Source organism: Acidithiobacillus thiooxidans ATCC 19377 (assembly GCF_009662475.1).
GTDB lineage: Bacteria > Pseudomonadota > Gammaproteobacteria > Acidithiobacillales > Acidithiobacillaceae > Acidithiobacillus > Acidithiobacillus thiooxidans.
Genome location: NZ_CP045571.1, coordinates 1,341,717 through 1,366,738, shown reverse-complemented (window position 1 = coordinate 1,366,738; position 25,022 = coordinate 1,341,717). Strand labels below are relative to the sequence as shown.

At 52.6% G+C, this 25,022-nt stretch carries 32 protein-coding genes; 24 read left to right on the top strand and 8 right to left on the bottom strand.

Annotation, left to right across the window (positions count from 1 at the left end):
* Positions 1–14: 14 nt before the first annotated feature.
* The 5 genes from GCD22_RS06985 to GCD22_RS06965 form a co-directional block, all read right to left on the bottom strand.
* Positions 15–650, bottom strand: coding sequence for an ABC transporter substrate-binding protein (locus GCD22_RS06985; RefSeq protein WP_081577569.1), 636 nt, complete (start codon positions 648–650; stop codon positions 15–17).
* Between the two features lie 356 nt (positions 651–1,006).
* The gene (locus GCD22_RS06980) at positions 1,007–2,359 is read right to left on the bottom strand and encodes an IS1182 family transposase (RefSeq protein WP_153940524.1); all 1,353 of its coding nucleotides are present in this window, start codon (positions 2,357–2,359) and stop codon (positions 1,007–1,009) included.
* Between the two features lie 172 nt (positions 2,360–2,531).
* Complete coding sequence (locus GCD22_RS06975; protein WP_153940523.1) at positions 2,532–2,813, bottom strand: superinfection immunity protein; 282 nt, start codon at positions 2,811–2,813, stop codon at positions 2,532–2,534.
* 167 nt (positions 2,814–2,980) lie between these two features.
* Entirely contained in the window at positions 2,981–4,705 is a 1,725-nt protein-coding gene (locus GCD22_RS06970; protein WP_081577567.1) for an IS200/IS605 family accessory protein TnpB-related protein, read from the bottom strand.
* On the bottom strand, positions 4,702–5,292 hold the full coding sequence (locus GCD22_RS06965) for an IS607 family transposase (RefSeq protein ID WP_081577566.1): 591 nt from the start codon (positions 5,290–5,292) through the stop codon (positions 4,702–4,704). Before GCD22_RS06965 ends, GCD22_RS06970 begins: the two co-directional genes overlap by 4 nt.
* A 541-nt stretch (positions 5,293–5,833) precedes the next feature.
* Here GCD22_RS06965 and GCD22_RS06960 point away from each other — a divergent pair.
* The 12 genes from GCD22_RS06960 (at position 5,834) to GCD22_RS06905 (ending at position 13,838) form a co-directional block, all read left to right on the top strand.
* On the top strand, positions 5,834–7,141 hold the full coding sequence (locus tag GCD22_RS06960; protein ID WP_153940522.1) for an RNA-guided endonuclease InsQ/TnpB family protein: 1,308 nt from the start codon (positions 5,834–5,836) through the stop codon (positions 7,139–7,141).
* Positions 7,142–8,381: 1,240 nt separating this feature from the next.
* A complete protein-coding gene (locus GCD22_RS06955) occupies positions 8,382–9,422 on the top strand; it encodes a ParB N-terminal domain-containing protein (protein WP_153940521.1) in 1,041 nt (346 codons plus the stop codon).
* 2 nt (positions 9,423–9,424) lie between these two features.
* Positions 9,425–9,784 carry a flagellar transcriptional regulator FlhD gene (locus GCD22_RS06950; RefSeq protein ID WP_153940520.1) on the top strand — a complete coding sequence of 120 codons (360 nt, stop codon included), beginning with the start codon at positions 9,425–9,427 and terminating at the stop codon, positions 9,782–9,784.
* Entirely contained in the window at positions 9,781–10,356 is a 576-nt protein-coding gene (locus GCD22_RS06945; RefSeq protein WP_024895299.1) for a FlhC family transcriptional regulator, read from the top strand. Before GCD22_RS06950 ends, GCD22_RS06945 begins: the two co-directional genes overlap by 4 nt.
* Before the next feature lie 32 nt (positions 10,357–10,388).
* Positions 10,389–10,577 (top strand): hypothetical protein, encoded by a 189-nt coding sequence (locus GCD22_RS06940; RefSeq protein WP_024895300.1) that lies wholly within the window; start codon positions 10,389–10,391, stop codon positions 10,575–10,577.
* 16 nt (positions 10,578–10,593) lie between these two features.
* A complete protein-coding gene (locus GCD22_RS06935; protein WP_153940519.1) occupies positions 10,594–10,944 on the top strand; it encodes a hypothetical protein in 351 nt (116 codons plus the stop codon).
* A gap of 4 nt (positions 10,945–10,948) precedes the next feature.
* On the top strand, positions 10,949–11,806 hold the full coding sequence (locus GCD22_RS06930; RefSeq protein WP_153940518.1) for an HlyD family secretion protein: 858 nt from the start codon (positions 10,949–10,951) through the stop codon (positions 11,804–11,806).
* A gap of 11 nt (positions 11,807–11,817) precedes the next feature.
* The gene (locus GCD22_RS06925; RefSeq protein WP_153940517.1) at positions 11,818–12,471 is read left to right on the top strand and encodes a hypothetical protein; all 654 of its coding nucleotides are present in this window, start codon (positions 11,818–11,820) and stop codon (positions 12,469–12,471) included.
* 36 nt (positions 12,472–12,507) lie between these two features.
* Positions 12,508–12,723 (top strand): helix-turn-helix domain-containing protein, encoded by a 216-nt coding sequence (locus tag GCD22_RS06920; RefSeq protein WP_153940516.1) that lies wholly within the window; start codon positions 12,508–12,510, stop codon positions 12,721–12,723.
* A 1-nt stretch (position 12,724) separates the two neighbouring features.
* Positions 12,725–13,066 (top strand): YbjQ family protein, encoded by a 342-nt coding sequence (locus GCD22_RS06915; protein ID WP_153940515.1) that lies wholly within the window; start codon positions 12,725–12,727, stop codon positions 13,064–13,066.
* A gap of 95 nt (positions 13,067–13,161) precedes the next feature.
* Complete coding sequence (locus tag GCD22_RS06910; protein WP_153940514.1) at positions 13,162–13,362, top strand: hypothetical protein; 201 nt, start codon at positions 13,162–13,164, stop codon at positions 13,360–13,362.
* A gap of 8 nt (positions 13,363–13,370) precedes the next feature.
* Positions 13,371–13,838, top strand: a complete 468-nt coding sequence (locus tag GCD22_RS06905) for an isochorismatase family protein (protein WP_153940513.1) — start codon at positions 13,371–13,373, stop codon at positions 13,836–13,838.
* A gap of 202 nt (positions 13,839–14,040) precedes the next feature.
* Here the strand turns inward: GCD22_RS06905 and GCD22_RS06900 are convergent, their stop codons facing one another.
* The 3 genes from GCD22_RS06900 to GCD22_RS06890 all read right to left on the bottom strand — a co-directional run bounded on the left by GCD22_RS06900 (position 14,041) and on the right by GCD22_RS06890 (position 16,184).
* Complete coding sequence (locus GCD22_RS06900) at positions 14,041–14,994, bottom strand: permease (protein ID WP_153940512.1); 954 nt, start codon at positions 14,992–14,994, stop codon at positions 14,041–14,043.
* Between the two features lie 8 nt (positions 14,995–15,002).
* Positions 15,003–15,392, bottom strand: a complete 390-nt coding sequence (locus tag GCD22_RS06895) for an ArsR/SmtB family transcription factor (RefSeq protein WP_153940511.1) — start codon at positions 15,390–15,392, stop codon at positions 15,003–15,005.
* A 126-nt stretch (positions 15,393–15,518) separates the two neighbouring features.
* Entirely contained in the window at positions 15,519–16,184 is a 666-nt protein-coding gene (locus GCD22_RS06890; protein WP_153940510.1) for a glutathione S-transferase, read from the bottom strand.
* A 112-nt stretch (positions 16,185–16,296) separates the two neighbouring features.
* On the opposite strand from GCD22_RS06890, the gene GCD22_RS06885 reads away from it, so the two are divergent.
* From GCD22_RS06885 to GCD22_RS06830, 12 genes are all read left to right on the top strand, one after another.
* Entirely contained in the window at positions 16,297–16,662 is a 366-nt protein-coding gene (locus tag GCD22_RS06885; RefSeq protein ID WP_226832890.1) for an ArsR/SmtB family transcription factor, read from the top strand.
* A 17-nt stretch (positions 16,663–16,679) separates the two neighbouring features.
* Positions 16,680–16,901 carry an SHOCT domain-containing protein gene (locus tag GCD22_RS06880; RefSeq protein ID WP_004872732.1) on the top strand — a complete coding sequence of 74 codons (222 nt, stop codon included), beginning with the start codon at positions 16,680–16,682 and terminating at the stop codon, positions 16,899–16,901.
* Positions 16,840–17,523 (top strand): class I SAM-dependent methyltransferase, encoded by a 684-nt coding sequence (locus GCD22_RS06875; RefSeq protein ID WP_342353876.1) that lies wholly within the window; start codon positions 16,840–16,842, stop codon positions 17,521–17,523. Before GCD22_RS06880 ends, GCD22_RS06875 begins: the two co-directional genes overlap by 62 nt.
* A gap of 68 nt (positions 17,524–17,591) precedes the next feature.
* Positions 17,592–18,077 carry a cyclic nucleotide-binding domain-containing protein gene (locus GCD22_RS06870; protein WP_244947596.1) on the top strand — a complete coding sequence of 162 codons (486 nt, stop codon included), beginning with the start codon at positions 17,592–17,594 and terminating at the stop codon, positions 18,075–18,077.
* Between the two features lie 108 nt (positions 18,078–18,185).
* Positions 18,186–18,719 carry a TlpA disulfide reductase family protein gene (locus GCD22_RS06865; protein WP_170286700.1) on the top strand — a complete coding sequence of 178 codons (534 nt, stop codon included), beginning with the start codon at positions 18,186–18,188 and terminating at the stop codon, positions 18,717–18,719.
* Positions 18,720–18,963: 244 nt separating this feature from the next.
* On the top strand, positions 18,964–19,701 hold the full coding sequence (locus GCD22_RS06860) for an MBL fold metallo-hydrolase (RefSeq protein ID WP_153940506.1): 738 nt from the start codon (positions 18,964–18,966) through the stop codon (positions 19,699–19,701).
* Complete coding sequence (locus tag GCD22_RS06855) at positions 19,698–20,057, top strand: ArsR/SmtB family transcription factor (RefSeq protein WP_153940505.1); 360 nt, start codon at positions 19,698–19,700, stop codon at positions 20,055–20,057. Before GCD22_RS06860 ends, GCD22_RS06855 begins: the two co-directional genes overlap by 4 nt.
* A complete protein-coding gene (locus GCD22_RS06850; protein ID WP_153940504.1) occupies positions 20,054–21,325 on the top strand; it encodes an MFS transporter in 1,272 nt (423 codons plus the stop codon). Before GCD22_RS06855 ends, GCD22_RS06850 begins: the two co-directional genes overlap by 4 nt.
* 15 nt (positions 21,326–21,340) lie before the next feature.
* Positions 21,341–21,679 (top strand): DsrE family protein, encoded by a 339-nt coding sequence (locus GCD22_RS06845; protein WP_153940503.1) that lies wholly within the window; start codon positions 21,341–21,343, stop codon positions 21,677–21,679.
* Between the two features lie 74 nt (positions 21,680–21,753).
* Positions 21,754–22,317 carry an OsmC family protein gene (locus GCD22_RS06840; protein WP_153940502.1) on the top strand — a complete coding sequence of 188 codons (564 nt, stop codon included), beginning with the start codon at positions 21,754–21,756 and terminating at the stop codon, positions 22,315–22,317.
* 210 nt (positions 22,318–22,527) lie between these two features.
* A complete protein-coding gene (gene dsbD, locus GCD22_RS06835; protein ID WP_153940501.1) occupies positions 22,528–24,372 on the top strand; it encodes a protein-disulfide reductase DsbD in 1,845 nt (614 codons plus the stop codon).
* 110 nt (positions 24,373–24,482) lie between these two features.
* A complete protein-coding gene (locus tag GCD22_RS06830) occupies positions 24,483–25,019 on the top strand; it encodes a thioredoxin fold domain-containing protein (RefSeq protein ID WP_153940500.1) in 537 nt (178 codons plus the stop codon).
* Positions 25,020–25,022 lie beyond the last annotated feature (3 nt).

Below are 25,022 nucleotides of genomic sequence, written 5' to 3'. Positions count from 1 at the left end.
TAAAATTCAAGCGGTTAATGCGTCTTATGTGAAGCGTTTACAGAGTAAGAGCTTAGCTTATCTAAAAGTGCTTTAAAACCTTCCCGTTTTAAGAGGGCGGTCAATTCAGCCTTTTGCATCGCCAGGGTACTCACTCCATCCGTAACCACATTAACAATCTGCCAATGTCCATTGCTGTGACGTAGAAGATACGAAAAAGAGTTTTTCTGTCCAGAAGCAGGTGATAATAAGATCGTCTTAACGATGGCCTGATGATTAGTCGTACTGCTGGCAGTGGGTAGGGTAAACCGTTGTCCAGCATAATGATCGAAATGAACAGCATAATTCGCAACTGTATAATCTTTCAACGTGTGTAAAAATTGATGCCGTTCTTGTGTGGATAGTTTATACCATGAGCTGCCAAGACTATAGCGTGCAATCTCGGTAAAATTAAAACTTTTACTAATGGTCCCATATAGCTCTCTATGGCGTTTTTGAAAACTGCTATCAGGGCCGAGCTTCATTGTGGCAAGGAGTGTATTATTAAAATGAATAATAACCCTTTCTGGCGCACTGATTTTATCGGCCCATGCAGTACCATCACCAGACAGAAAAATGAAGGCGCAAGCTACCGTTAAACGGGTTTTGCTCACAAAAATAGAAGGAAACATAAAAAACCTCCAGCAAACAAGGTGGATGAACCATGATGATCATGGTGAGTTGGAATACTCGTTGTTGCGTTATAAAATAAGAAAGGGCACACATGGGCATTTGTTTCCAGCTTTAATTCGGCTGCAATGCGAAAAGAAATGGTTTGCGATGAGTACTCTGATACCATAGCGAACATCTCCTTAGATAAACACGGTTGGGGTTTTTTGCAAGTTTCAGCGGGTTGATACTAGCAGCCCGTCGGTTTTAACTTCGGACTACTGCCAAATTTCGCCCCGATTTTTTTGAAATCGCTCGTTTTGAGTCTTTTTTGGTCATTATTGCCCTTTTTTTTGCGGTTTATCTGCATTTTCCTGTCCTACAGACGCAATACGGCCATGCGTTTTATGTTCCACGCCAGGCAGACCAGACTCCATTCTCCTTGAACCTGACGCAGGCCGCGCAAGGAGAACTGCCGGAATCCCATCACGGATTTGATAATCCCGAAGACCGGTTCTACCGTTTGTTTGCGCAGACGGTAAACGCTTCGGCCTGCCTGCGTCTTCAGACGATGTATCATCGCCTGCATGCGGGTTGCATTTTCAGGGAGGTCTTCCGGTTCTGTATGCCGTTGTCGCCAGTCGGGATGGTGTTCTTCTCGGGCCACGGCAATGAATGGGGTAATCCCCAGCGCTTCGCAGGCCTCCACATTCTTTTCGCTGCAGTAACCCGTATCGGCCACCAGCGCTTCTATAGGTCCCAGTTGTGCCGTTTGTGCCTGGAGGATCTCCAGCATGGGGATGACCTGTTCCTTGTCATTGGGGGCCTGACTGACTCCGGTGGCTACCACCAGCATTGTCTGGTCATCCACGGCGGCCTGGGCATTATAGGTTTGTTCAAAGCCACCGCCTGAGACCGGCATGATGCGGGATTCTTCATCGGTGAGATTGATCTGGTCCTGCGCTTTAGGCGCAGGGTCCGGTGCCTGGGGGGCTTTGCCTCGGGGCTTTTGTCCCAGGGCTTCCCGTTCTGCACGGCGTGCCATTTGCGTGTCGTACTGCGCTTTCTCTTTGGCATAACGGGCCTGTGCCCGCTCGGCAATCTTCGCTTTGGCCGCTGCCATCACGGCCAGCCGGTCTGTGCGGCGCTGGATCTCTTCGGGCAGATTCACGCCTTCGGGAATCCCGGACTGATCCGCCTGTTCTGCCAGTGCAAAGAGTTCCTGTACTTCGGCCTGGAGATGACGCTCCATCTGTTCGATATGCCCATGGGACAGGGCTTGATGTTTGGAAGCGTTGGCGTGGATCTTGGTGCCATCCAGACACACCCGGCCGATCTTCAGCAGTTTCATCTCCTGCGCCAGTTCCAATACCTGCACAAACAATCCTTGCAGTTCGCCCAGAAAACGGCGACGGAAGGTGGCCAGGGTATCGTGATCCGGATGGCTGCCGGCCGCGAGGTAACGGAAAGCCACGGAATCATAGGTGGCTTGTTCCAGTTTGCGGCTGGAAAAGACCCCGTTGGCATAGCCGTAGACCAGAATCGCCAGGAGGGTGGCCGGGTGATAGGCCTTATGGCCACGCCCCGCATATTGTTGGACCAGCAGCGAGAGATCGAGCTGATCAATGACTTCCACAATAAAACGGGCCAGGTGCCCTTCCGGGAGCCAGTCGTCCATGGAGGGGGGCAGAAGATAATCGGTCTTGCGGTTAGCATCGAGGAAGCGGGCCATGAAATCACTCATCACATTGAATTATAAGTAATTATATGATAATTTTAGGCAAAATGAAAGTCCGACAAGCTGCTAGGGTCAGATTTTCATCACACGGGCAAGGGGATCCTGAATAATGATGAATTACGCCGAAATCATGGTTTGCACCGGATACGCGGCCAGCAACAGAAAACTAGAACCGGGAATGCGAATGCCGGTCTGCATTTACTGCGTCATCAGCTTCTTCATCAAAAGCCACATCTCTGCCCGACGCCATCGCCCATACCAACGCCGCTATCCAGCCAATGACCGTCCAGCCGAGCAGTAAACACAGCAAGGTTATTCCTAAAAAGTAAGGACTCCCCAGGCTCCAGGCCAGTAACACCGGTAGAGCATAAATCGCCAAACCGACGAGAATACCTGCAACCAGCAAAAACACAAAACCTGTCGGCGTCCCAAAAAGCCAATGCAACATTGCGCCTGTTCTCCGTTGTGAATGGAACCGCTTACATCCTGTCCCTATATTACCGTTGCTCAATCCATAGAAAAATATTCCACGGACCCAAAGGACCGAAATCCCGCCGACCGAACGATGTTGTCGGCTCACGTACCGGACTCCCACCGGTAAGCGTATAGGGCGGCCTAAACCGCCGCCGCAACCGGGACCTCTGGCTTCCTCCTTGCGGACTTCACCATACGTTCCGGATGGTCGGATTGCCCCGCCACACGCTGCGCTGCAAGCGCCGCTTTCATCTTCCGGGAAACTTTGCCTAACAGGGTCCACACATGCTTCTGCTCATTCCACGCGGGATAAGAGAAGGTGACCTGCGCACCACGTCCATCCGGTGCGGTGATGGTCTTGCGGCCATCACGCCCTGTTCGACCTATCGGCATTTCCCGAAGTCCGAATTCCTTGAAATTTTTCCCGGTATGCGGGTTCTTCGCAAACCGGTCGAAAGCCCTGCGCCCGATGACCACGGCTGCGCCCTGATGCACGGTCAGTCCATAACGCGCCGCATAGTTGATGCGTCCCAACACAGAAGTGAATTTGGGATTGACGGTTTTTATTTCCACCCCGTCTTTGGCGGCACGTGCAGCAATGGCATCATGAATCTTTCGATAAGACAGACTGGACAGCATGCGTGCGTAACGCGGGCCGTCCACTTCACTGAGTTGCGTTTTCTTTTGGGAGAAGTCCAGCTTTTCCAAAACCAGCTGCTTGCCTGTCTGTTTGGCCCGTTGGGTGAGCGCGATGGCCGCCGCCTCAATGAGCGCTTCTGCCTGCGTTGCGGTTTTCCCATAAGTCACACAAGGGATATTGCCTGTTTCCAGGGGGTTACCAAAACGGTCCAGTTCCGCCCAGGCCAAATGGTCCGCATTCAGGTCAACACCAATGGCTCCGGCCTGAATATGGGTTTGAACGGCAGCAGCGGGGTTCGCACCCTGCAAGGGTTGTTGAAAACTCACCATCACCCGCCAGCCTTTTTGATCCTTGCCCCGCTGAAAACGCCAGGACAACGCGCTGAGTGCTTCGGGATACACAATACGGGAATACGGTTTACCGGCCTTGGACTGTTTCGTGATTCGAGGCAGGTTCTCTTTGGATAATTGGGCATGTAGCGCTACGACATTACGGAGTTTTTCTGCTTCGTAGGGGAACTGGAGCGGCCCGATGGTCACCCGCTTTTCTTCTGTTCCCGGCAGCCGCAGGTCCAGCAGAAAAGTCCCGTCGCTCTGTATTCGGGCGACACATCCCTGACATCCTGCCGTTTCATCATTGGATCCCAGCACGAAAAACTGGCGAGACCGCGCCAATTTCCAGTCCGCCAGCCATTCCGCGTGGTTTTGGTAACCATTTTCCTGCAAATGATGTTGTGCATGAAACAGCTTCCTCCCGCCGAAGCAGAGCCCGGATCCGAGTGGCCGTTGCTGTTCATGAATGACCTGAGATTGTCTCTCCAACAGATTTACGAGCTTTCGTTTCTTTTGGTGCAAACGATTTTTCAGCCGCTGTATGACCGTATCCGGCTTTTGTTCCGCTCCGGCTTTTTGTATTTGCAACACTATCTTGGGCAAGAGTTTTTGGAGCGCAAGGATTTTATCACTCAGCATATTTTCCTGGTTTTTCAAGTTTTCCAGGCGGTTACTAGCGAGACCCTCCACAGACAGACATATCGCATTGAATTGGCGGGCGGTCAACGTAAAACGGCGTAGATACGCCTTTTTGAACGATGCACCGGTACGTTTTTCCTTGGCCATATCCGTCGCAAGATGATGGGCTACGCGATTGAAGCGTTCTGCATAGGTGGATAAGGCCGCATCCTGCTCCGGCGTGAGGTTGCGAATACGGGTGTGCAGCGTAATCATTCAGCCCTCATTACTGGGGCTATGCCGCCCGCTGCCATCACTGCCATCGCCTTTTCCGCCCGATGTTTTGCGGAGCGCCGCCCATACAATCGGGCACAGAAAGAGGTCTGGACGGAAATCATATCCTGAACCAGATCGTCTTTGAGTTCTGATGCCTCCACGACCAGCAAGGTTCCGCCTCGTGCAGCCAGGGCCGCTTCTACATATTCCGCGCCAAAGCGCATCAGTCGGTCACGGTGTTCCACGACAATGCGCTCCACGGTCTGATCTCCGAGCAAACGCAACAACTTTTTTCGGTGCCCATTCATGCCGGACCCTACTTCGGTGATGGTTTCGCTCACAGAGAACCCGCGCGCGTTTGCAAAGGTCACACAGCGTGCCACCTGCCCATCCAGTTGCGGTTTCTGGTCATGACTGGAAACCCGCGCATACACGACGGTCTTGCCTATGGATACTTCTGACACGTCCACCAGAATAGTCCCTGTCGCCAACTGGCGGGCAGGTACGGGCAATGCCCCGTTTTTGAACCACTCACATGCGGTGCGATACGACACACCCTGACTTTTTGCCCATGCGCTTAATTTCATACCACAATATGACTGTATATTTATTCATAAAGTTCCGTATTATCGGCAACAGTTGTTAACCCCATCACTGAAGGTTGCTGTAAGCCCAAGCACATCCTGAAGGCTTGCTCCCAGCATGGGTTACTCCCGGCATGGGTTGCTCCCGGCATGGGTTGCTCCCGGCATGGGCGATTCCAAACCTTTTCATCAGGGCAAGAGCCACTTGCTTTCAGGAATGCCCCATATTTGCCCTGCACGTCATTTTGTTGCTCTGTTGGTGCTTGGGTAGCTCTCTTCATCAATTTGCCTTCTGTAGCCTCTCTATGCCGTCCTGTATGCGATGTTCAGCATGGACATTGCCTCTGTTTCTTGCAGATGCCTTTTTATGCCCCATGTTTGCCCTGTAACCGCCTTAGATACCTGAAGTGCATGGTTGCATCACCTCAGCCCTTGGTTCAACCATTTTGCGCGGGAATCCCCGCCGTTCAGGGCGGGGAGGGATAGCGCCGCCGCGTAGCGGCTATGCTTCACAAATAGCAAGTGATAGCGTATTGATGTGAATATGGATAAATTGCCAACCACCCAGGCACTGACGTGCAAGTTAAAACTGCTGCTGACCAAAGAACAGGCAGAAGCGGTGCATAGCACGGCGTTGGCTTACCGTAATGCTTTGAACCATGCATCCGCCGTGGCTTTTGCCAATGGAAAGATGTCGCAAGGCATGAAACTGCAGACGTTGGTGTACCAGGATTTGCGAGAGAAATTCGGACTGCCTTCTCAAATGGCCTGCAACGCGCCACGGCAGGTGGCGGCGGCGTACAAAACCCTCTGGGAGCGTGACAAATCCAATGCCGCACACAAGGCGAAAGGCTGGACGAAGCGGCGCTACAAAGGGCTCGACAAGGCCCCGAAGTTCACCGCCATGACCGTGACCTTGAACCATCGCCGGGATTGGGCTTTGGGGAAAGAACAAACGGTCAGCATCGGTACTTTGCAGGGCCGCATCCGGTGCCGATACGAAGGATGGAATCGCCATTTGGAATGGCTAGAACACACACTGGATCATGGGATCACTTTGGGTGCCGCCAAACTCTGGCAGGACCCGGTATCCAAAGCATGGTATCTGCTGGTTTCTGTCGAAAAAGCGTTGAACACCAAAGCGACGGATAACATTACCACCGTCAAGGGTGTAGATTTGAACCGTAGGAATATCGCAGTTGAATCTAACACGTTAGGCAAATGTCGTTTTTATCATGGTGGGCATCAAAGGCATTTAGCCGAACGTGCCGCCAGTACACGGAGTGCGCTGCAAGCAAAGGGCACTCGCGGAGCCAAAGCCGTTTTAAGAAAACTGGCCCTGCGAGAAAGACGGCTAAATGCAGATACAGCACACTGCGTCGGTAAGGCCATCGCGGAGCCACACGCGATGGTCGGTTTGGAGTGGTTAAAAGACATCCGTGATCGTACCGAGCGTCGTCACTCAAAGAAGGCTTCGGTGAAACGGCGTAAGGCCAACCGCAAAGTCAGCAGTTGGAGTTTTGCGGAGGTGCAGGCCAAAACCGCGTACAAAACCCGTTTGTCGGGTGGCGTACCGATTTGGGTCGATGCAGATTACACGAGTAAGACATGCCCAATATGTGGACATATTGGACGAGAGAATAGGCCAAATAACGGCTTACTCTTTGTCTGTGCAAAATGTGGTCATACACTTCATGCCGATTTAGTGGCAAGCAGGAATATCAGTATGAGAACGCTTCTTGTCCGGCAGGTCTGGGCAAGGACGGGGCGATTGTCAGCCGTCCCTGAAACATCAGGCAACGAAGCCAAAGCTGCACGCTTGCAAAAGTATGCAGAGTTGCGGTGGAGCTAGATGCAAGCTCCGTCCTTTATTAGGGCGGAGTTGTTGACTGCTAGAACCCCATTACCCGTCTGCTGATGATGTTCCACAGCGTGCTTGTTGTCCCTATTCCCTATCCCTGTTCGTGACATGGCCTTCGACAGGTTTCTCTGCATGAGCCTCTGGGCTTGGCTGTATTTCTCGCCTTTCCTTGCCCTATGTGCCCACCTTTGGCGTAGCTTCGTCGCGGTTTTTTACCTCGATGGCAAGAATCGCAATTGTGGCTCTACATATAGTATTTAGAGATCAAAACAGGTTTTGTTCTCTAATAGATCACATTCGCGTTTTTTGTCCCTTTATATATACATAGTATTTAGAGATCACAGGTGCGATGTTAGAACAGATCGTTTTGGGGTGTCGCGCCGTCTAATGGCTTGAAAATCCAGCCGGACACCAAAATGCAGAGCGCCGTTTGCTTAAGCAAAAAAGGAGCGGGTAACCACGTGAAGATGCGCATGGGATGGGGAACATTCTGGGTGAGTAACCAGGTTTTGATGACCGCAGGATAGGGGTCGGAGAGGGAGAATGCCGACAACCCCGATTCCAGAGAAATCTAAACGTCTGAAGGGCGGATTTCGCCGATAACCATAAAATGCGGGGAAAAGCGGGTGCCTACGCTGGGGAAAGGCGGTCTTGCCCTATTTGTCTGCAGCAATTTTTTATCCGTGCGGATAAACGAGGAATAAAAGAGGAATAAACGAGGTATCACTAAGGGTTATGAAGCGTTAGCTATAGCTTGTGCGCGAATACGAGGGATAAACGAGGAATAAAAGAGGTATCACTAATGTTTATGCTGCAATAGCTGCAGCTTGTGCCAGAATACGAGGAATAAAAGAGGTATCCACGTTTTCTATCTTGGTTTTGGTTATGTTTGTGGAAAAAGCAGGGTAGAGAAGCGGTGGAACGGTTTAAAAGGAGTCTTGCTGTGATCCATTTTGGCTATCGCGTCCAAAAAACAGATGGAACTCTCAGGGTGGATGGTACGACACCGCTTAGTCGATCGTTTTATGCAAAGTGTCAATAAAAGTTATTTCGTAACAGAATAGATTGAAGATATATATAACCGTTTTTATAATAGATATCATCGTTTTTACGATTATTTATAATCGTTTTCATGCTTAAATTAACCGTAATTAAACGCATTAAAAAAATAGTTTGACAAGACATAAAAGCGCATATAGTTTTTCAGGCATGATTCGCTCATGGAGAAAGCTTGATGGATTCGACGGGCCTGATCATCTTGCCGGAAATAGAAGATCTGCTGTATCCCCTCAAACCAGAAGAACTCGCCAACCTGGAAGCCAGCATCCTTAATGAAGGGGTTCGTGATGCGCTGATGGTATGGGAAAGAGAGCATGAAAAAATACTCGTTGATGGTCACCATAGATATGCCATTACCCAAAAACATCATCTGGAATTCAAAACGATCAGTAGGCATTTTGATAGTCTGGATGCCGTATTAGATTGGGTCGATAAAAACCAGTTAGGACGACGTAACCTGACGGATGAAGAAAGAGCTTTAACACTAGGACGCATTTATCAACGCGTTCGTGACCATAGATCATCCATCAGGGCCAACTCAGAAAATACAGAAGAAAAGGAGCAAGGAAGAACAGCAGATAAAGTGGCAGAAGAATGGAATCTCAGTTCTGGTACGGTCAAACGGTCCAGTGATTTTGCCTCAGCCATAGCGCTCCTGAAGACCTGCGGCGAATCGGGGGAAGTGGCCGCGACACGGGTTCTGAAAGGAGAGATTAAGGATGCCATGACCGAGCTTCCGGCGGTATATAAATCGCACCCAGAAAACTTCCAGGCATTGGCTGATGGGTTGGCGGATGGTGCTAGAAAAGTGCGTGAAGTGTTCCCGAAGCCCAAACCCAAAATACACACCATCACTCCTTCTGTGGGCGTAGAATCGGTGAATAATCAACCCACTGAATCCACAGAGGAGATGTCTGCTTACCGGCAGGTCATGGCCGGGACCGGGATTGGCGGGGAATACGATGATGCGTTTTTCGACTCCGTAGAAAAAGCAGCGGCGGCTACCCAGGAACTGCGCAATTCAGAACCCTCTCCGATTGAGATTCAGTCCAATATCTTGCAATGCTTTGTGTGCTTCGACCTGCTGAAAAATGTCGAACCGGACACCCTTTGGGAAACTTTGCCGAAATATATCAAGGAGCAGGTTCAGCCATCCATTACAGAGGCGGCAGAATGGTTTGCCAAGCTCTCCCATCATATCAACGGAGCGTAACCATGGCCCGCGCACAGGATATAGATGCCAAGCCGGTAACATTGCCGCCCTCCATCAAACATATTCGCAGAAACCTGAACAACCTGAATCTCGGTTATCTGATGCTCCTAAAAAGTGTTGGCGAGGTCGATATGAATATGGCTATGGGCATGTTCAAACTGCCGCGACCGGTCATTGAAAAAATAGCAGCAGCGCCCTATCAAACTCTCGCAGAAATAGCCAAGGTGCTGACCGTTATGCCCGTACTTAGATCGGACATGCCGGATACCGCCTGGACACTGATGGAAGGGGTTATCTCCGGTGAAATTCAGGCGGAAGAATTGGGCAGCTATGTCATCAGCATCGCAGGTGGTAGTCGATGAAAACCCGGATGCAGCTAACAGAATTGCCATTGGGTATTAAATGCCTGGAAGGTAGCCGCTTACATGGATGGCAAATAGCGCATTTCCTCATTGCCGGAGGGGTTCGTCCTATCAATGTGGAAGCGGTAACGCGGATTAACCGCGCCCAACTCAACGCACTTTGGAAAAATGTACATGGTTTCCCCGCCAAGGGCCAGACGCCTATTTATTCCTCTGTGTATTTGCGGTCCCACCGGGCGGTCAGAGAAGGTATCGCTTTTGTCAAAATCCTCCAGATGTACGAATTGAGCGAGGATATTAAGAGCCCTGAGATTTTCCTGATGGCGTACCAACGATTCAGAGAGTTGGTGCCCTGGGTGGAAGATCTGCAAATGGAAAAAGCTTTTTACCTGTGGCGGGATTATCACCGCAAATTGGTCGTCTTGAATCACTGTAGCCAGTGTAAAGGGAGTTATCTTTATACGATGCAGCCGGACGCCAGCGACACGATGCGCAACTGTACTTTTTGCCGATTACTTAAACAGTCCAGCACTTTTGCGAAAAAAAATGCGAAAACCTCACTGATACAATAAAAGTCTCCAGGATAAATAGTGAGGAAATGAAGATGAAGGATTATGTAGGGGATAGTAAGAAGCGGTTATTAAATGCTTGCCACGAGGCTGTGGAAGCTGAGTTACGCAATGATATCGGTAGTTTTTGGGTGACGAATTATCGGCGCCTGATGCGCGGTAATTTTCGGATGGTTGGGTTATCTGTGAGGGGATGGTTTGGTCAACGGTTTAAACGTGGATAAACAAGGGGTGTGCAATATGAAAAAAGCGATGTGTGTATCGGCAGTCATGGCGGTGATGTTTGCGATGGCGCCTGCCAGTTGGGCAGGCACGGTTCCCTTTCAAGTGGTGAAAGTCAACAGTGGTGGTACGGCGGTGACATTCAAAGGGAAGATCGCGCAAGCCGACGTTGTGGATGTGGGAAACCATTATCACGCGAAGCTTTTGGGGGATCGTACCGTGTTGATACTGCATACCGGCCATAATCTGTATAAAAAAGCGGTGTTGTATGTGCTTAAAAAGGGCGCATCCCATCCAGACGTCATGCTGTTGAAACCCGTGCGTGGTTCCGTACCTCATGTCTATGATGGGCTCAAAAAAGGTGCATGAGAGCATGTTGACCGAACATTTACCGGGAAGGCCCATAACGCCATCCCCTGCAAAAAATGAAAGGTCACCATCAGCCCCAGAATCCAGGCAAGGCCATTCCGGGGCTCGCTCCTGGCGAGGGCGCGCCGTGGTGGTTCTAGGCGTGGTGTCTATGATGGGCTGCATGGTGCTGGCCTATGAGTACCTCGTTTGGCAGGGGCCGATCTGGTTTGCTTCGCAAGGGGTACACCGAAGCAGTGGGAAGACCGATTCAGCAGCACTGGCAAAAAAGGAGAGGGCGTCGGTGCAGCAACTGCCCAAATGGATGGAATTGGGCATAGTGCATACCACAAAGCAATTGGCGTCGTCCCAGAGCCAGTTGGAACAGGTGCGTAAAAAACTGGCATCTGCCCAGGCCTCTATCACCAGCCTGGATAAGGGGAGGGCGCGGCTTCAAAAAACCGTGGGGAATCTGACAGCGGAAAACATGCAACTGAAAGTGCAGATCCGTCAGGCGGAACAATCTGCGGCCGATGCAAGACTGGCGCTGCGTGAACGTGCCGTGCCAGCACCTGTACAGAGTGGTTTAGCCGCAATGAAGGCCACTTCGGCAACGGGACCCAACGGAATTGTAGCCCTGGCGAGAAAGGCCGTTCCGCCATCGAAAGGCAAGGAAGTTACCCCGCCCGCGCCCGCCGTTACGGCAAAAGGCTGGCTCACGATTGCGGTACATGGAACCCATGCCGTCGTACAAACGCCAGCAGGGCAGGTGGCCTTGGTGCATGTCGGCAGTCGATTGGATGGCGCCCTGATTACACGGATTGATGCCCGTAACAAGGCGGTGGTTCTGAATCATCAGCATTGGGTGTATCCCCCGAAATAAAGGAGAGGAATATGGCAGCGGTCATGGATTTTGAGCAAACAGAGGTGTCAATGGATACCGGCAATATGTTGGATAAACTCATTCTCGAGCAGGAACAGCAACTTGAAAATGCCCAACATCGGTTAGTCGTGGAACTGGCGCAGAACCGATTGAATATATTGCGTGAAATGCAAAGAAGAATTTTGGTGGACCACAGCTTGATGCGCTGCATTCCATCAGATGCGGCGCGGGTGGCGGTGGATGACGTGTTCCATGATTTTGAGGTCCGTGTGCAGGGTATTTTTAGTGGGATGGACGAACTGACACAAAAACTCATCGCGGCGCATGCGGACCGTGAAGACTATGAGGAAGCTTACGATCACGCCGTGCATCTGGGCATGGAATTAGAGCGTAAATGGTTTTCCGGAAAAAAGGCGGTGGAACAGTACAAGGCGGCCGCTGAGGCAGCAAGAGGGATGGCGGAGTCAGCGGATCGGGTGTTGCAGTTGCGTAAGGATCTACGTGCCAAAGAGCAGGCATTAAAACAGGGGCAGCAAAAGATTCTGGGATTGATCGAGGAGTTTATCGACCGGTACCAGGAAAAGCCGACGAAAACCCTGTCTGGTCCTGGTGAGGAGCAACCGCACTCCGTGGAAACGGAACCGCATGTGGCTACTACTTCATAAGATAAGCGATTCAGTGAATGTAAGTGAGGTGAGGCGATGAGCGAAGCGTACCAGACGGATGGATGGCCGGTATTTATGCGACCTAAGACGGCCGCTAAATACCTGGGAATTTCAGAAGCGACTTTATATCGATGGGTGAAAGAAGGAAAGTTGGCGAAGCCCATGCAGGTCTCTGCAGGCATTCGTGGCTGGACGCAGCCGGAGTTGAAACGCTTTGCGGATCGATATTTTGTGAGACAACAGGAGGTGTGACATGCACATTTTTACGACAGATAGTGTTGAAGGGATGACCATTGAGAAAAACTTCGGGACGGTGTTTGGTACGGTTATTCGCTCACGTAACATGATTGGACGCAGCCTGGGTAATATCGCGTCGGCTTTTGGCGGCAAGCAGCGGGGCGATACGAACATGGCGAATCAGACCCGGGAAGATGCCCTGCAGGAACTGGGAAATAATGCCGAAGCCTTGAGTGCAAATGCTGTCCTGGCTATGCGGTTTGATTCTGGCGAGTTTGACTCGGGCAATGGGAATATCATGCAAGAAGTGGTCGCGTATGGAACGGCGGTGTATTTAGTGAAGAAAGGCGAAGGGTAACGATCATGTCCTCTGTGCAAAGAAATCCTGTGGAGCCATATCAATCATTGAATCAGCCTGGCCAGCGAAAAGAAGTTGGAGGTATGGTCACTTCCATGCCCGTTATTGGATTGCATTGGAATCAGGATTCTGATTATGAGCAGGAACCTGATTTAAAGATGCTCATGGATTACTGGCGTTCTTTGCTCGACCCGCAACTCCGCACGTTACCGCCCCCATTTTTGGCGAACCAGTTAGAGGAAGTGCAGGTGGCCTTGCGGGATGCGCTGTATTATCTGAAGCGTTACCAGTCATAGGGTATAAAATGCATGAATTCAAATATGGAGTTGATTCTTCTGTACTACTCCTAATTGTGGATGTGCAGCAAGCATTTATCTCTTTTGAAACACAACATATATTGCCAAAAATACAGGAGTTGCTACCTGGTTATGCGCACGTTGCGGCCACTCAGTTTTTCAATCCAACTACATCAAATTACCGCAAGCTTCTCCATTGGAAAGATTGCGGAAAGCATGAGCCTGGTTTTTCGCTGGCTCTAGACTTGCCAGATAGGAGCATGATTTTCCAAAAGTCTAGCTACAGTTGTTTGACCCCTGGGCTTAAGAAAACTTTTTTAGATTTGAAAATTCAGGATGTCCATTTCTGCGGCTTGGACACGGATGCATGCGTTCTGATGTTAACGGTCAATAGAGTATCATCTTGGATCAGCCGTATCCCATTGATTCTACGTTTTGAACAATTTCCACGTTTCACGAAGTATCATCCTGAGTAGCCCCACCGCCTTTGCCGACCCGGTGATGGTGGACAATAAAGTTTCATCCTGGCGCCTACTGACATCACTTGTGTTTGCGCTACACCCAATGACACATAAGCAGCGAAAGCAGTCGTTCACGAGATCCACATTATCGACTCAGGAGTACTTACATTATATCAGGAAGCTAAATCAGAGTGTCCTTTATTTATTCGCTTTTAAACTACAGAAAGAGATTCCACAATATCCCCAATAGAAGCGCCAGGGTCATGACACAGCAGGCGTATAGAATGGCAACACGGGTCCCCATTTCGCGATAAATGGGGCCGAGCGTGGCGATGTTTGAGCCCACGCCGGCAATGAGCAGAATCATACCATTCCCAGGCCCCAATCCTTTTTGCAACAGCGCGTTGACCAGCGGTAACGATCCCAGGCTATCTGCATAGAGGAGCGTTGCGAGCACCAGAGCCAGCACGGGGGTCAGCCAGCCACGGATCTCCAGGGCGCTGATCCACGCAGTGGGAAGCCAGGTCTTGACCGTAGCACCAATTAATATTCCCGCAGCAATCCAGGGTAAAAGCTCCCGTGCCAAGGCCCAGGCGTTAGTCCCGGCCATCTGTAGTTTTTGCCACAGGTGAGAGAAATCGAAGAACTCCCCACTCCCATCAGTATCCACCGTAGAACAACAGGCGGAACCACTTTTGACGGAACAGGATGTTGTCGTACAGACCGTTTCTGGCACATCTGTTGGCAAGGGTCGAGGAGCACGCTCATTGGGAGACTGCCAATCGATGATCATTCCCGTGAGAAAAGCGATGAACACTCCCGATCCAGCGACGACTAATGCCATTTGCCATCCCAGAAATATCCATAGCGCGACCAGTCCGTACCAATTGAACCAAGGGGTCGCAATTAAGAAGGCGCAGGCAGGCCCGGGGCGACTACCTCCACGCCAAAGTGCCAGTGCGGTAGGAATCGCCGTGCAACAACACAAGGGGGTAAAAAATCCAACCGTAGCGCCGATCGCATTGGCGCGCCACAAAGAGTATCCCGATAGGTACCTGGCCACCACCGTAGGTCTTGCCACAGCCTGCAAAAAACCTGCAAACAAGAATCCAAAAACCGCGACTTCTCCGAACTCTTTGGAATAATCGAGTACTGTACCCAACCAATCCATGCAGCCCCCTATCCTGCTTTCTGCTGCGCAATCCGGGCTTCCAGGAAGGCGTTTGTCATGCTGAGCAGTTGTTTTACTTTCTGAGGATCGGTGCGGTAGTAGACCATCTTTCCATCATTACGCATGCGCAACCAGTCCCGGTCGTGTAATGCACGTAATTGATGAGAAGCTGCACTGATACTGAGGTTGAGCACGTGCGCAATGTCACAGACACAAAGCTCTTCGGACGCCAAAGCAAGCAGGATGCGCAGACGCGTTCGATTTCCCAGCACATCAAATATGCGCACAACGGCTTTGATATCGGATTCATCTTGTTCCAGACGCATGCGCACGGCAGCGACTTTGGCTGGTTCGAAGCAGCTGACGAGACAACGCGGATCATTATCTTCTATGTTCATTTGAAGCAATGTAGTAATGATAGGATCACTTGTCAACCTGCGGGCAGCACCCCCTTACTTACCGGGCGCCTGAGGTCCGTTTTGACGACTACCGATGATTCACGAACAAAGCCAGGGCGGTCGTTGCTATCCCCCGGTGGGCAGAAGCGTGGTCTGGGCAGCCGCTTCCACGCGTGCGAAGTATGTGGTGAGTTCCGGTGGCAACAGGATGTCCTCCAATAGGCGTAAGCCGGTCAAATCCCCGGTAATGAGCGTGTCGGCCACAGAAAACACGGGATTATAGAAGCCATGGTGGGCGACGCGCTCGGTAACTTCCTGGAGATCGGCCTCCATTCCGGCATACCACTCCTTACGACGCTCCTGCAGCCCCTCCAGCGTATCTCCCAGCCAACTCTCCATACGGTCCCGGTAATAGGTCATTGCGCGGGAATCCTGTCCGAGACTGGCATATTGCGGCAATGTGGGCGCGATCAGTCGAAATAGCAGGCCACTGATGCGCGCGCGCCATGCCTGCACCCCTTCCCACTCCTTGTCGCTAATGGCTCCGCGCCAGAGCGGCGGTGTCTCCGGAAAACGGCGATCCAGTTCTGCGATGATCTCCAGAGATTCGCCCTGGCGACTTCCATCGGGGTACTCGACAACAGGTAGTCGATCAAAACCGCTAATCGATTGGAAGTGCTCTGGACCATAAAAGCGTGCTGGCTGCTCATTAAAAACGATTCCCTTGTAACCCAGTGCCAAACGCACCCGCTGGCAGAAAGGGCAGAAGTCAAAATGAATGAGCGTCAGCATGAAAATCCTCCCAGATGGCAGCACGAAAGTCGAACCTATTGACAACCGCATGCGTTATCATCAATATAAGCAACTATACATGTATGAGCGTGCTCATATCAAGGAGAATGTTATGCCGGAAGCGTCCTGCCCCGCTCGATTGCTCAGCCCGATTTTCAAAGTCCTGGCCGAACCGAACCGGCTGTCCATCCTTTGTGCGTTGGGGACGGAATGCCGACCAGTCACCGACATCATCCGTGCCACCGAGCTACCCCAAACCAATGTCTCCTTCCACTTGCGCATTCTACGGGAGGCTGGACTGGTGCGCGCCGAACGGCGCGGGAGCTTCGTATACTACTGCCTTCCCGACCCAGAATTGTTAGGGATTCTGGAGTCGTTGCAGGCTTGGGTAGGGGCTCATACTCCGTTGCTCAGCCCCGATGAGGATGTTGACGGCAGTACTTCCCCATTAGACCGGAGGACAAGGTCATGTGGATGAATGGAGGGTGGGGCTGGATGCCATGGGGGTGGATCTTTCCGCTGATTTTTTTGGTGCTGATGGTGGTTTTTATGGTTTTCATGATGCGCGGTGGCATGGGCGGCGGCCCCATGTGCGGTGGTTCCCACAAAACGTCCGGATCCGCAGAAACGCCGCGAGAAACCCTGGACCGGCGCTATGCCCGGGGGGAGATCACTCGAGAAGAGTACCAGCAAATGCGCAAGGATCTGGAAGGGTAAGGAGGAAGATTACATGAACGTTGATAAGCAAGAGGCTTTATTCCCAGCGACAATCATGCCTGACCCAGACTGGTGGCAAGCGCTGTGGCCCGATCCCTTGAGGGTCGTTCAGGATCTTGGCGTAACAACAGGAATGTCGGTCTTGGACCTTTGCTGCGGCGATGGTTATTTCACTGCTGCCCTCGCCAAACAGGTGGAAAACGGTGAAGTCTTCGGTCTTGATCTCGACGAGCAAATGCTTGCTGCCGCGGAATCGGCGTGCGCCGGGTTGCGGAACTGTTCTTTTTTGCAAGGCGACGCCATGGATCTGCATCAACTGCTCCCGAAGCCGGTAGATTATTGCCTCATGGCCAATACCTTTCACGGCGTGCCCGAGCAGACGGCCCTGGCCCGGGAGATCGCCCGCGTCCTGAAACCAGGTGGTCTTTTCGCCGTCGTCAACTGGCATGCCCGCCCGCGGGAAGAAACACCGGTGCTGGGACAGGCACGCGGACCGCGCACGGAACTGCGCATGACGCCGGAGCAGGTGCGAACTGTGGTAGAACCCGCTGGCTTCCGACAGGTAGACGTGATTACGTTGCCCCCCTATCACTACGGTAGCCTTTTTCGACTTCGTGGATAACGGAGAAACCGGAACTGCCCAGGAATTCTGTTGGCAGTGACAAATCTGAGTAATTTAGGAGAGTAATCATGGAATCAGCAAAACCCGATGAACCGGAAAAAAGTGGCAACGAAAAAGGCGATTCTGCAAAGTCCAGGGGTGGAAACTCCATGGGTATGGGAATGATGAAAAAAATGATGGGACAAGGCGGTGGGAGTCCCATGGCGATGATGCAGAAGATGATGAACCAGCACGGGGAAGGCGCGGAAGGTGGCAATCCCATGCAACAAATGATGGGATCGTGCATGGCGATGTGCTCGGAAATGCTGGAAACCATGCAGCGCACCACCGCGCTCGCGGCCTATGCCCAGCCGGAGCTGCACCAACTTTTTGAAGAATGGCTCGCGGCCCGAGAGGATGAAGTTCTCCATCGGATTGAACAAGCCGGTAGCCAGGATCCAGACGCCCTGGCGGGGATGCTTTCCCTGAGTTCGGCAAGTGTGACGGTATTACTGGCTCGCCTACAAAACCAGGGAAAGATCCATCTCAAAGCGGAGAGTGTCAGGGCATCTTGATTTCTCAGGTGGACGTATGTGTCGGTTCAACTACTTGGTGGATATCCCGGGGAAATGGGTACTGACTCTTGATATTTGCCCAGGCGCCTCTTGGCGAGGATATCCACCATGCTTTCTTTACTGAAAAAAAGAAAGTTTTGGATAGAGTTTGTTATCTGGATCGGGCTGCTGATTGGAGTCTATGCGTTTACGCAGTGGCGAGGCAGCCCTATGGCGGTAAAAGCCCCCCAACAACTACCGAGTTTAATTGTCCGAAGCCTGAGTGGTCGGCCTATTGAACTGCCAGCGGTGCCGAAGAGAATGATCCTTATCAACTTCTGGGCACCAGACTGTCCGGCTTGCCTGGCCGAGACCCCAGCGTTGGTGCAACTGCAGCAGTGGTTCGGCGGGAAGTCCTTTAGCATTATTGGAATTGGCGTAAATGGAAGTACAGCGAAAGCCGTACGTGCGAGGATGCGCGAGTTGGGCATCAACTATCCAGAGTATCTGGCCGCCGGCCAGGGTGTCAGCCAGGCGCTAGGCGGCGTGGTCCTGACTCCCACCAGTATACTCGTCAATGGGAAGGGGCGAATCGTGGGACGCTATGTCGGGGCCATAGCGCTACCCGTGATTGTTTGGAAGTTGTTGTGGACTTGGGTTTAGAGAGTATCCATCAAGCAACGTGCGCATGTTCCTGATAGGGATGTCTGGCGCGACGGCATTGTCGATTGCACTCTACCGTTCGCTGCCCTGTAGTCCTCACCGGGACAGCGCTCCATCTCTGTTTGGATATCGGCGGCCACCTATAGCACCACTGGCAGCATAGGGCGCGATCTTGACAGGGGAGAAGTTCTTATCTACCTTTTAGTTGCAATATTTCTTAACTTCTGAATGCTGGAGGTGAACCATGTTCTTCAAACAACGCGCAAGCGCCGACGGTACCTTGTCCTACTTCTACGGATGTGGAGGCAAGGGCTTCGCAGTAGCCGTGGATGTGGTAGCGGGCGACGAGGACTGGTTCCTCGAAGAGGCACAGAAGGCTGCAGTTGCCATTAGCTTCGTCATCGACACCCACATTCACGCGGATCACCTATCTGGCGGGCGGGCCTTGGCGGAACGGGTTGGCGCACCGTACTGCATGCACGAAAGCGATGTAGACTTGGTGCAGTTTGCGATTCGCGGCCTTCACGACGGCGAAGTCCTGAAAACTGGAAATGTCGTAACGCAAGTGCTCTACACCCCCGGCCATACCCTGGACAGCCTCTGTCTTCTGGTCAGCGATCGGCGGAGAAGTGCCGACCCCTGGTTTGCCCTAACCGGTGACACGCTCTTTGTTGGCGGAGTGGGACGCCCCGATCTGGGTGGAACGCCGGAGGAAATGGCGGGAAAACTCTTCGACAGCCTTCACCAAAAACTGCTCACCCTGCCCGATGACTTGGAGATTTTCCCGGGGCACGCGGCCGGGAGCGTCTGCGGTGCGGGCCTGTCCGGGAAGCCCTCTTCGACTCTGGGTTTTGAAAAACGTTGGGACCCTTACCTCACCATGAAGCGCGAGGCTTTCGTTCGTTCGCTTACCGCGGACATTCCCGAAAAGCCCGCCGATATGGCGCGCATGGTTGCCATCAATCTGGGGAAAGCAGCATGAAGAACGATACGGTTCGGTATGCGCTATTTTCTGAGGTATTTGCCGCCCTGGCGCACCCAAAACGCCTGGAAATCATCCATTATCTGGGCGAGGGACAGAAAAATGCCGGTGAATTGGCAGAACTCATCAGCCTCTCCAAAGCCAACCTTTCCCAGCACCTGAGCGTACTGAAAGCTCGGGGCTTGGTGCATTGCGAAAAGTGCGGGACCTTCTGTCACTATCGTCTAACCAGCCCCAAGGTTTTGGAAACGTGCGAGATCGTCCGCGATCTCATCCTGGACCAAATGCAGACCACTACCCAGCTTCAAGAGGCATTAGCGACGGTGGTGCCTCTACGCAAGGAGCATCAGGGATGAACTCCGGGTCTCAGGAGACCGCGACCTATACTCGAGGAATTGGCGTCAATCGAGGTCAGTTCCTCCTGCAAACGGTTCAGGTCTTTTTCGTAGGCTTGATCATCGGCATGGAGAGAAATGTCCTTCCCGCCATGAGTCACCGTTTTGGCGTAGATAGCCACGCCTTCCTTTTTCTCGCCTCCTTTGTGATTTCCTTTGGCCTGGTAAAAGGGGCTCTAAACTTTGTCGCCGGCGGGCTATCCGATCGAATCGGTCGCAGGCGGGTGTTATTCCTGGGCTGGTTGGCGGGGATTCCTATTCCGCTAATGATCTTTTTTGCTCCCAACTGGTGGTGGATCATCGCCGCCAATGTCTTTTTGGGGGTAAACCAGGCCTTTACCTGGACCATGACCGTCACGAGCCAAATCGATCTAGCCGATAACCACCAGCGCGGCCTTGCGGTCGGCATCAATGAGGCAGTGGGGTATATCGCGGTAGGTTTGGCGGGCCTCGCAACGGGCTATCTTGCCGTCGTCTACGGTCCCCGTTGGACACTGTTGGCTTTCGGACTCGTGGTCATTGCGCTTGCGCTACTCCTGCTATTGGGGATCCAGGATACTATCCATTGGGTTCGCGCAGAGCATGCACAGCGTCAGCCATCGACCGAAACCTCAAAGACGGCTTCTCAGGCCAGCACCTGGGCGACTTTCCTGCACGTTTCTTTTCGGGACGCCACCTATCGGGCCCTCTGCCAGGGTGGGGTCGCCAACAAGATTGCCGATACCCTAGTTTGGGTCCTCTTCCCGGTCTTTTTCCGTTTTCACGGCTTGAGCGTCGTGCAAATCGGCTGGATCACCGGTATCTATGCGATGGTCTGGGGGCTCGGTCAATTTGGGACCGGACATCTAGCGGATCGCATCGGTCGCAGACCGCCCATCCTGGCAGGCTTCGCCCTGCTGGCTGCGGGGCTTGCAGGCACTGCGCTGGTCGGCCACTTCACCGCGTGGATTGCTACGGCGGCGGTCATGGGCCTGGGCATGGCCCTTCTCTATCCCAACCTGATCGCCGCCATGTCCGATGTGGCACCCCCTCTGGAACGCGGCCGGATCCTTGGCACCTATCGGTACTGGCGCGATACGGGCTACGCCATTGGCGGACTGATTCTCGGTCTGGTCGCCCAGTGGAGCGATAAAATTCTGCCGGCAATCTGGCTGACAGCAGCCATTGTTGCCATATCGGGTATATGGATTGCTTTTGCCGTCCAGGAAACCCACCCTCGCAGCCTCTAGAATGGGAGCATACTCATGACCCAAGCTTTAATTATCCTGCATGCGGGTCCAGACTTGGAAAACCCCCGCGCCGATACGGCGGTACGACTCGCCGGGGCCATGTTGGCAGACAATAAGGACGTCCGATTGTTTCTTGCGGGACAAGGGGTACAACTTCTGCGACCCAGTCCTATGGCCAACGACAGCACCCGCGCGTTGCTGGGGGAATTGCTGGAATTGGGCCTGGAGGTCCAGTGCTGCGGAAGCTCTTTAAAAGCGCAAGCCATGGAAACATTGCCGCCTGGAGTCCACAAAAGCTCCATGAAAGGTCTCTCTACCTGGATCAGCGCGGCAGACGAAATCGTGTGTTTCTGACGGGGAACCATTCAAGGATTTCTAACTCCAAAAATTAACAACTTCCTAAACCAACAAAATCTGGAGGAACGATCATGACGCAACAGCATCCCAACGGAGTGGACGTACAGAAGCTCGTGGCCACCATTGAGGCCGTAAAAAATGATCCTGCCTTGGCCGCATTTCAGTTCCGTGCCCGCACAGAATGGCACTCTGGAGCCCATGTACAAACTCATATTCAGAGCTTCCACGGTGTCAAACAGGAAGATCAATCGCGACAACAGCCCTTTGTGTTGGAAGGTGATGAGCCGCCCGTATTGCTCGGCAGTAATCAGGGGGCCAATGCGGTTGAATTATTACTCGCTGGTCTAACAGCCTGCCTTTCGGTGGGGATCGCCTACAATGCTGCCGCACGGGGTATTGCCATCGAAGCGATGAGGCTGGATGTCACCGGTGACATCGACTTGCACGGCTTTTTGGGTCTGTCGGAAACGATTCGAGCGGGATGCCACGACATCAACATTGCCTGTCACATGAAAAGCGACGCATCGGATTCAGCCATCGCAGATCTGCTCGACCACGTTCAAAAAACATCGCCGGTCACGGACATGGTGCGTCATCCCACGCCCGTGCATGTGAAGTTTGTGCGCGAAATCTGAACGCGTGTCGCACCTTCTGGCATGTTTTCTGCCTTTACAATGAGAATTCAAGCCGCAGTGGGCGGTTTGATAAATTTACTGTGGTGATTTGGAGTGCAGATGTTGCTTGAGTTTTTAGGTGGTCCTTTTCAGAAACGACCGCAGCGTATGCGGAAAACCAGACAGCGATCCCTCCCCCTTCTTTTATGGTTCTGGCCGTTACTGGCCGCTATGTTGCTCCCATCTCAGCCGGCATGGGCCAATGCGCCTTTTTTGTCCCCGATGGCGAGTGCTTCACCGTTTCTGGCGCCGGCCAAGGCCTTTCGCTTCAAAGCGCACATGGCGCCCAACAATATTGTGGTTCTTCAATGGATCGCGGCGCCGAAGTACCACCTCTACCGTAACCGCATCACGGTACACCTTACACCGTCATCCGCGCAGCTAGGACCTTATACCTTGCCACCGGGCAAACCCATGCACATTCCAGGAGTGGGCACACTGGCTGTGTATGAAGGAGACACCACCACCATTCGGGTACCCGTGCATTTCACCGGCAGTCCGCCAAAACATATCCAGGTGACCAGCAGTTTTCAGGGTTGTGCCAATGCCGGAGTGTGTTACCCATTGGAGACCAAGGCCTATACGCTCATACCGACAGCCGTCACTCGCAACACGGCCACAATGGCCACGACATCCAGTACGCCTCCACACCCAACCGCATCGCCAGCGATGCAAATCCATCCGGCACGCGCATCCGGTCAATACAGCCAGTTCGCTGCTGGATTAAATGGTTCAGAGATTCCCCTCACGCTCTTGTTGTTTTTTATCGCCGGATTGGGCTTGGCCTTCACACCCTGCATTTTCCCGATGATTCCAATTTTGTCGTCGCTCGTGGTTGGTCATGGGGACGCACAGATGACGACTCGACAATCGCGTAGGCACGCATTCTGGATTTCATTGGCCTATGTGCTCGGTATGGCACTCACCTATGCGGTGGCCGGCGTGGCCGCTGCCGTAACAGGCTCCTACCTGCAGGCATTTTTCCAAAATCCCTGGGTGTTGAGCGGATTCAGTGCGCTGTTTGTGCTGCTGGCACTTTCCATGTTTGGCTTTTATGAATTGCAGATGCCAACGGCCATACAATCGCGCCTCTCCCGGTATGGGAAAGGGGGACACTTTTCCAGCGCCTTTATTATGGGCATCCTGTCTGCCCTGATTGTTGGCCCCTGCGTGGCAGCACCGCTGGCCGGCGCTTTGCTATTCATTGCCCACACCGGCAACCTGCTCCTGGGCGGGATAGCCTTGTTCCTTCTGGCACTGGGGATGGGCGTTCCTTTACTGGTTATTGGCACCTCTGCCGGACATTTTCTACCGAAGGCCGGTTCCTGGATGAATGGCGTTAAGGCCATTTTTGGGGTCGTCTTGCTTGGGGTGGCCATCTGGTTTCTATCCCGAATCCTACCCGGTCCGCTTACGCTCGCATTGTGGGCAGCTCTGGCTATCATTTCCAGTGTGTACATGGGGGCATTCCATTCTGCTTCCAACGCGCAAAACCGTGAGCATGGCGGCTGGAAACACTTTGCGCAGGGATTCGGATTGCTGGTCTTTGCGTATGGCATCGCACTGGGCATAGGGGCATTGGCTGGCGGTACTCTGGTGCTTGAACCTTTGGCGCCTTTTGTCGATCGGGACGTGACAGCAACCACTCCGCAGAACGCAACCCCCCACTTCACAATGGTTCGCAGCCTGCCTCAATTACAAGCCGCACTGACCGCTGCAAAAGGGCATCCGGTGTTGGTGGACTTTTGGGCAAAGTGGTGCGTTGAGTGCCAGCGTATGGACGTCGAAACCTACGATAATCCACGCGTTGAGCACGCCTTGCAGCCTCTAACCCTGATTCGGGTGGATGTCACCGCCAGTAATGCTGCGTCCAGAGAACTGTTGCATCATTTTCAGCTTTTCGGACCGCCGGCCGTTTTGCTGGTCAATCCAGATGGGCGCATGGTTGCGCAATATGAAGGTTATGAAGGACCAGAAACGTTGCTACAGCATCTGCAACAAAAGCTGGTCAATTGATGACGGATCATTATCCCTAAGAACCTGATGAGGAAATTCCTATGCACCACATTGTAAAACGAACAAAGGTATTCGGTATTTTAGTCGGTGTCCTGTGGGCAGGAGCGGCCATGGCAACGACTGCACTTCCGCCTTTACCCAAAATGTCTCAAAACAGTTATTGGAAGGATATAGGTCAGCGCCTGACCTATATCCAGGAGGGACACAAAGGTCCTGTCATTTATGATTTTTTTGATCCAAATTGTCCCTATTGTCACAGCATGTATGACGAAGAGCAGTCACTGATCAAGGCAGGCCAACTTACCGTAAGGTATGTTCCAGTCGCTTACCTGATGCCCAGCAGCACGCCCGAGGCCGCTGCTCTAATGCAGTCTTCGGATCGCGTCGCCACACTGCAGCATTTTGAAGCGCTGGCGGGAAAAAGTTTCGCAGCACCGATGACGGCCAGCGGCCCGGTTGGCTTACCTCAGGCCAAAGCAACAGCCCCCACGATTCAGGCTCTGAAGACCAATATGGCTATACTGCAGACCACCCATTCCATGGGCGTACCAGCCATACTGTATGAGCACAAAAATGGCAGCACAGGATTAATTCCGGGCATGGTCTCCCATGGGGAACTGCTGACTATGCTCCCGAATCTGAAATGAACG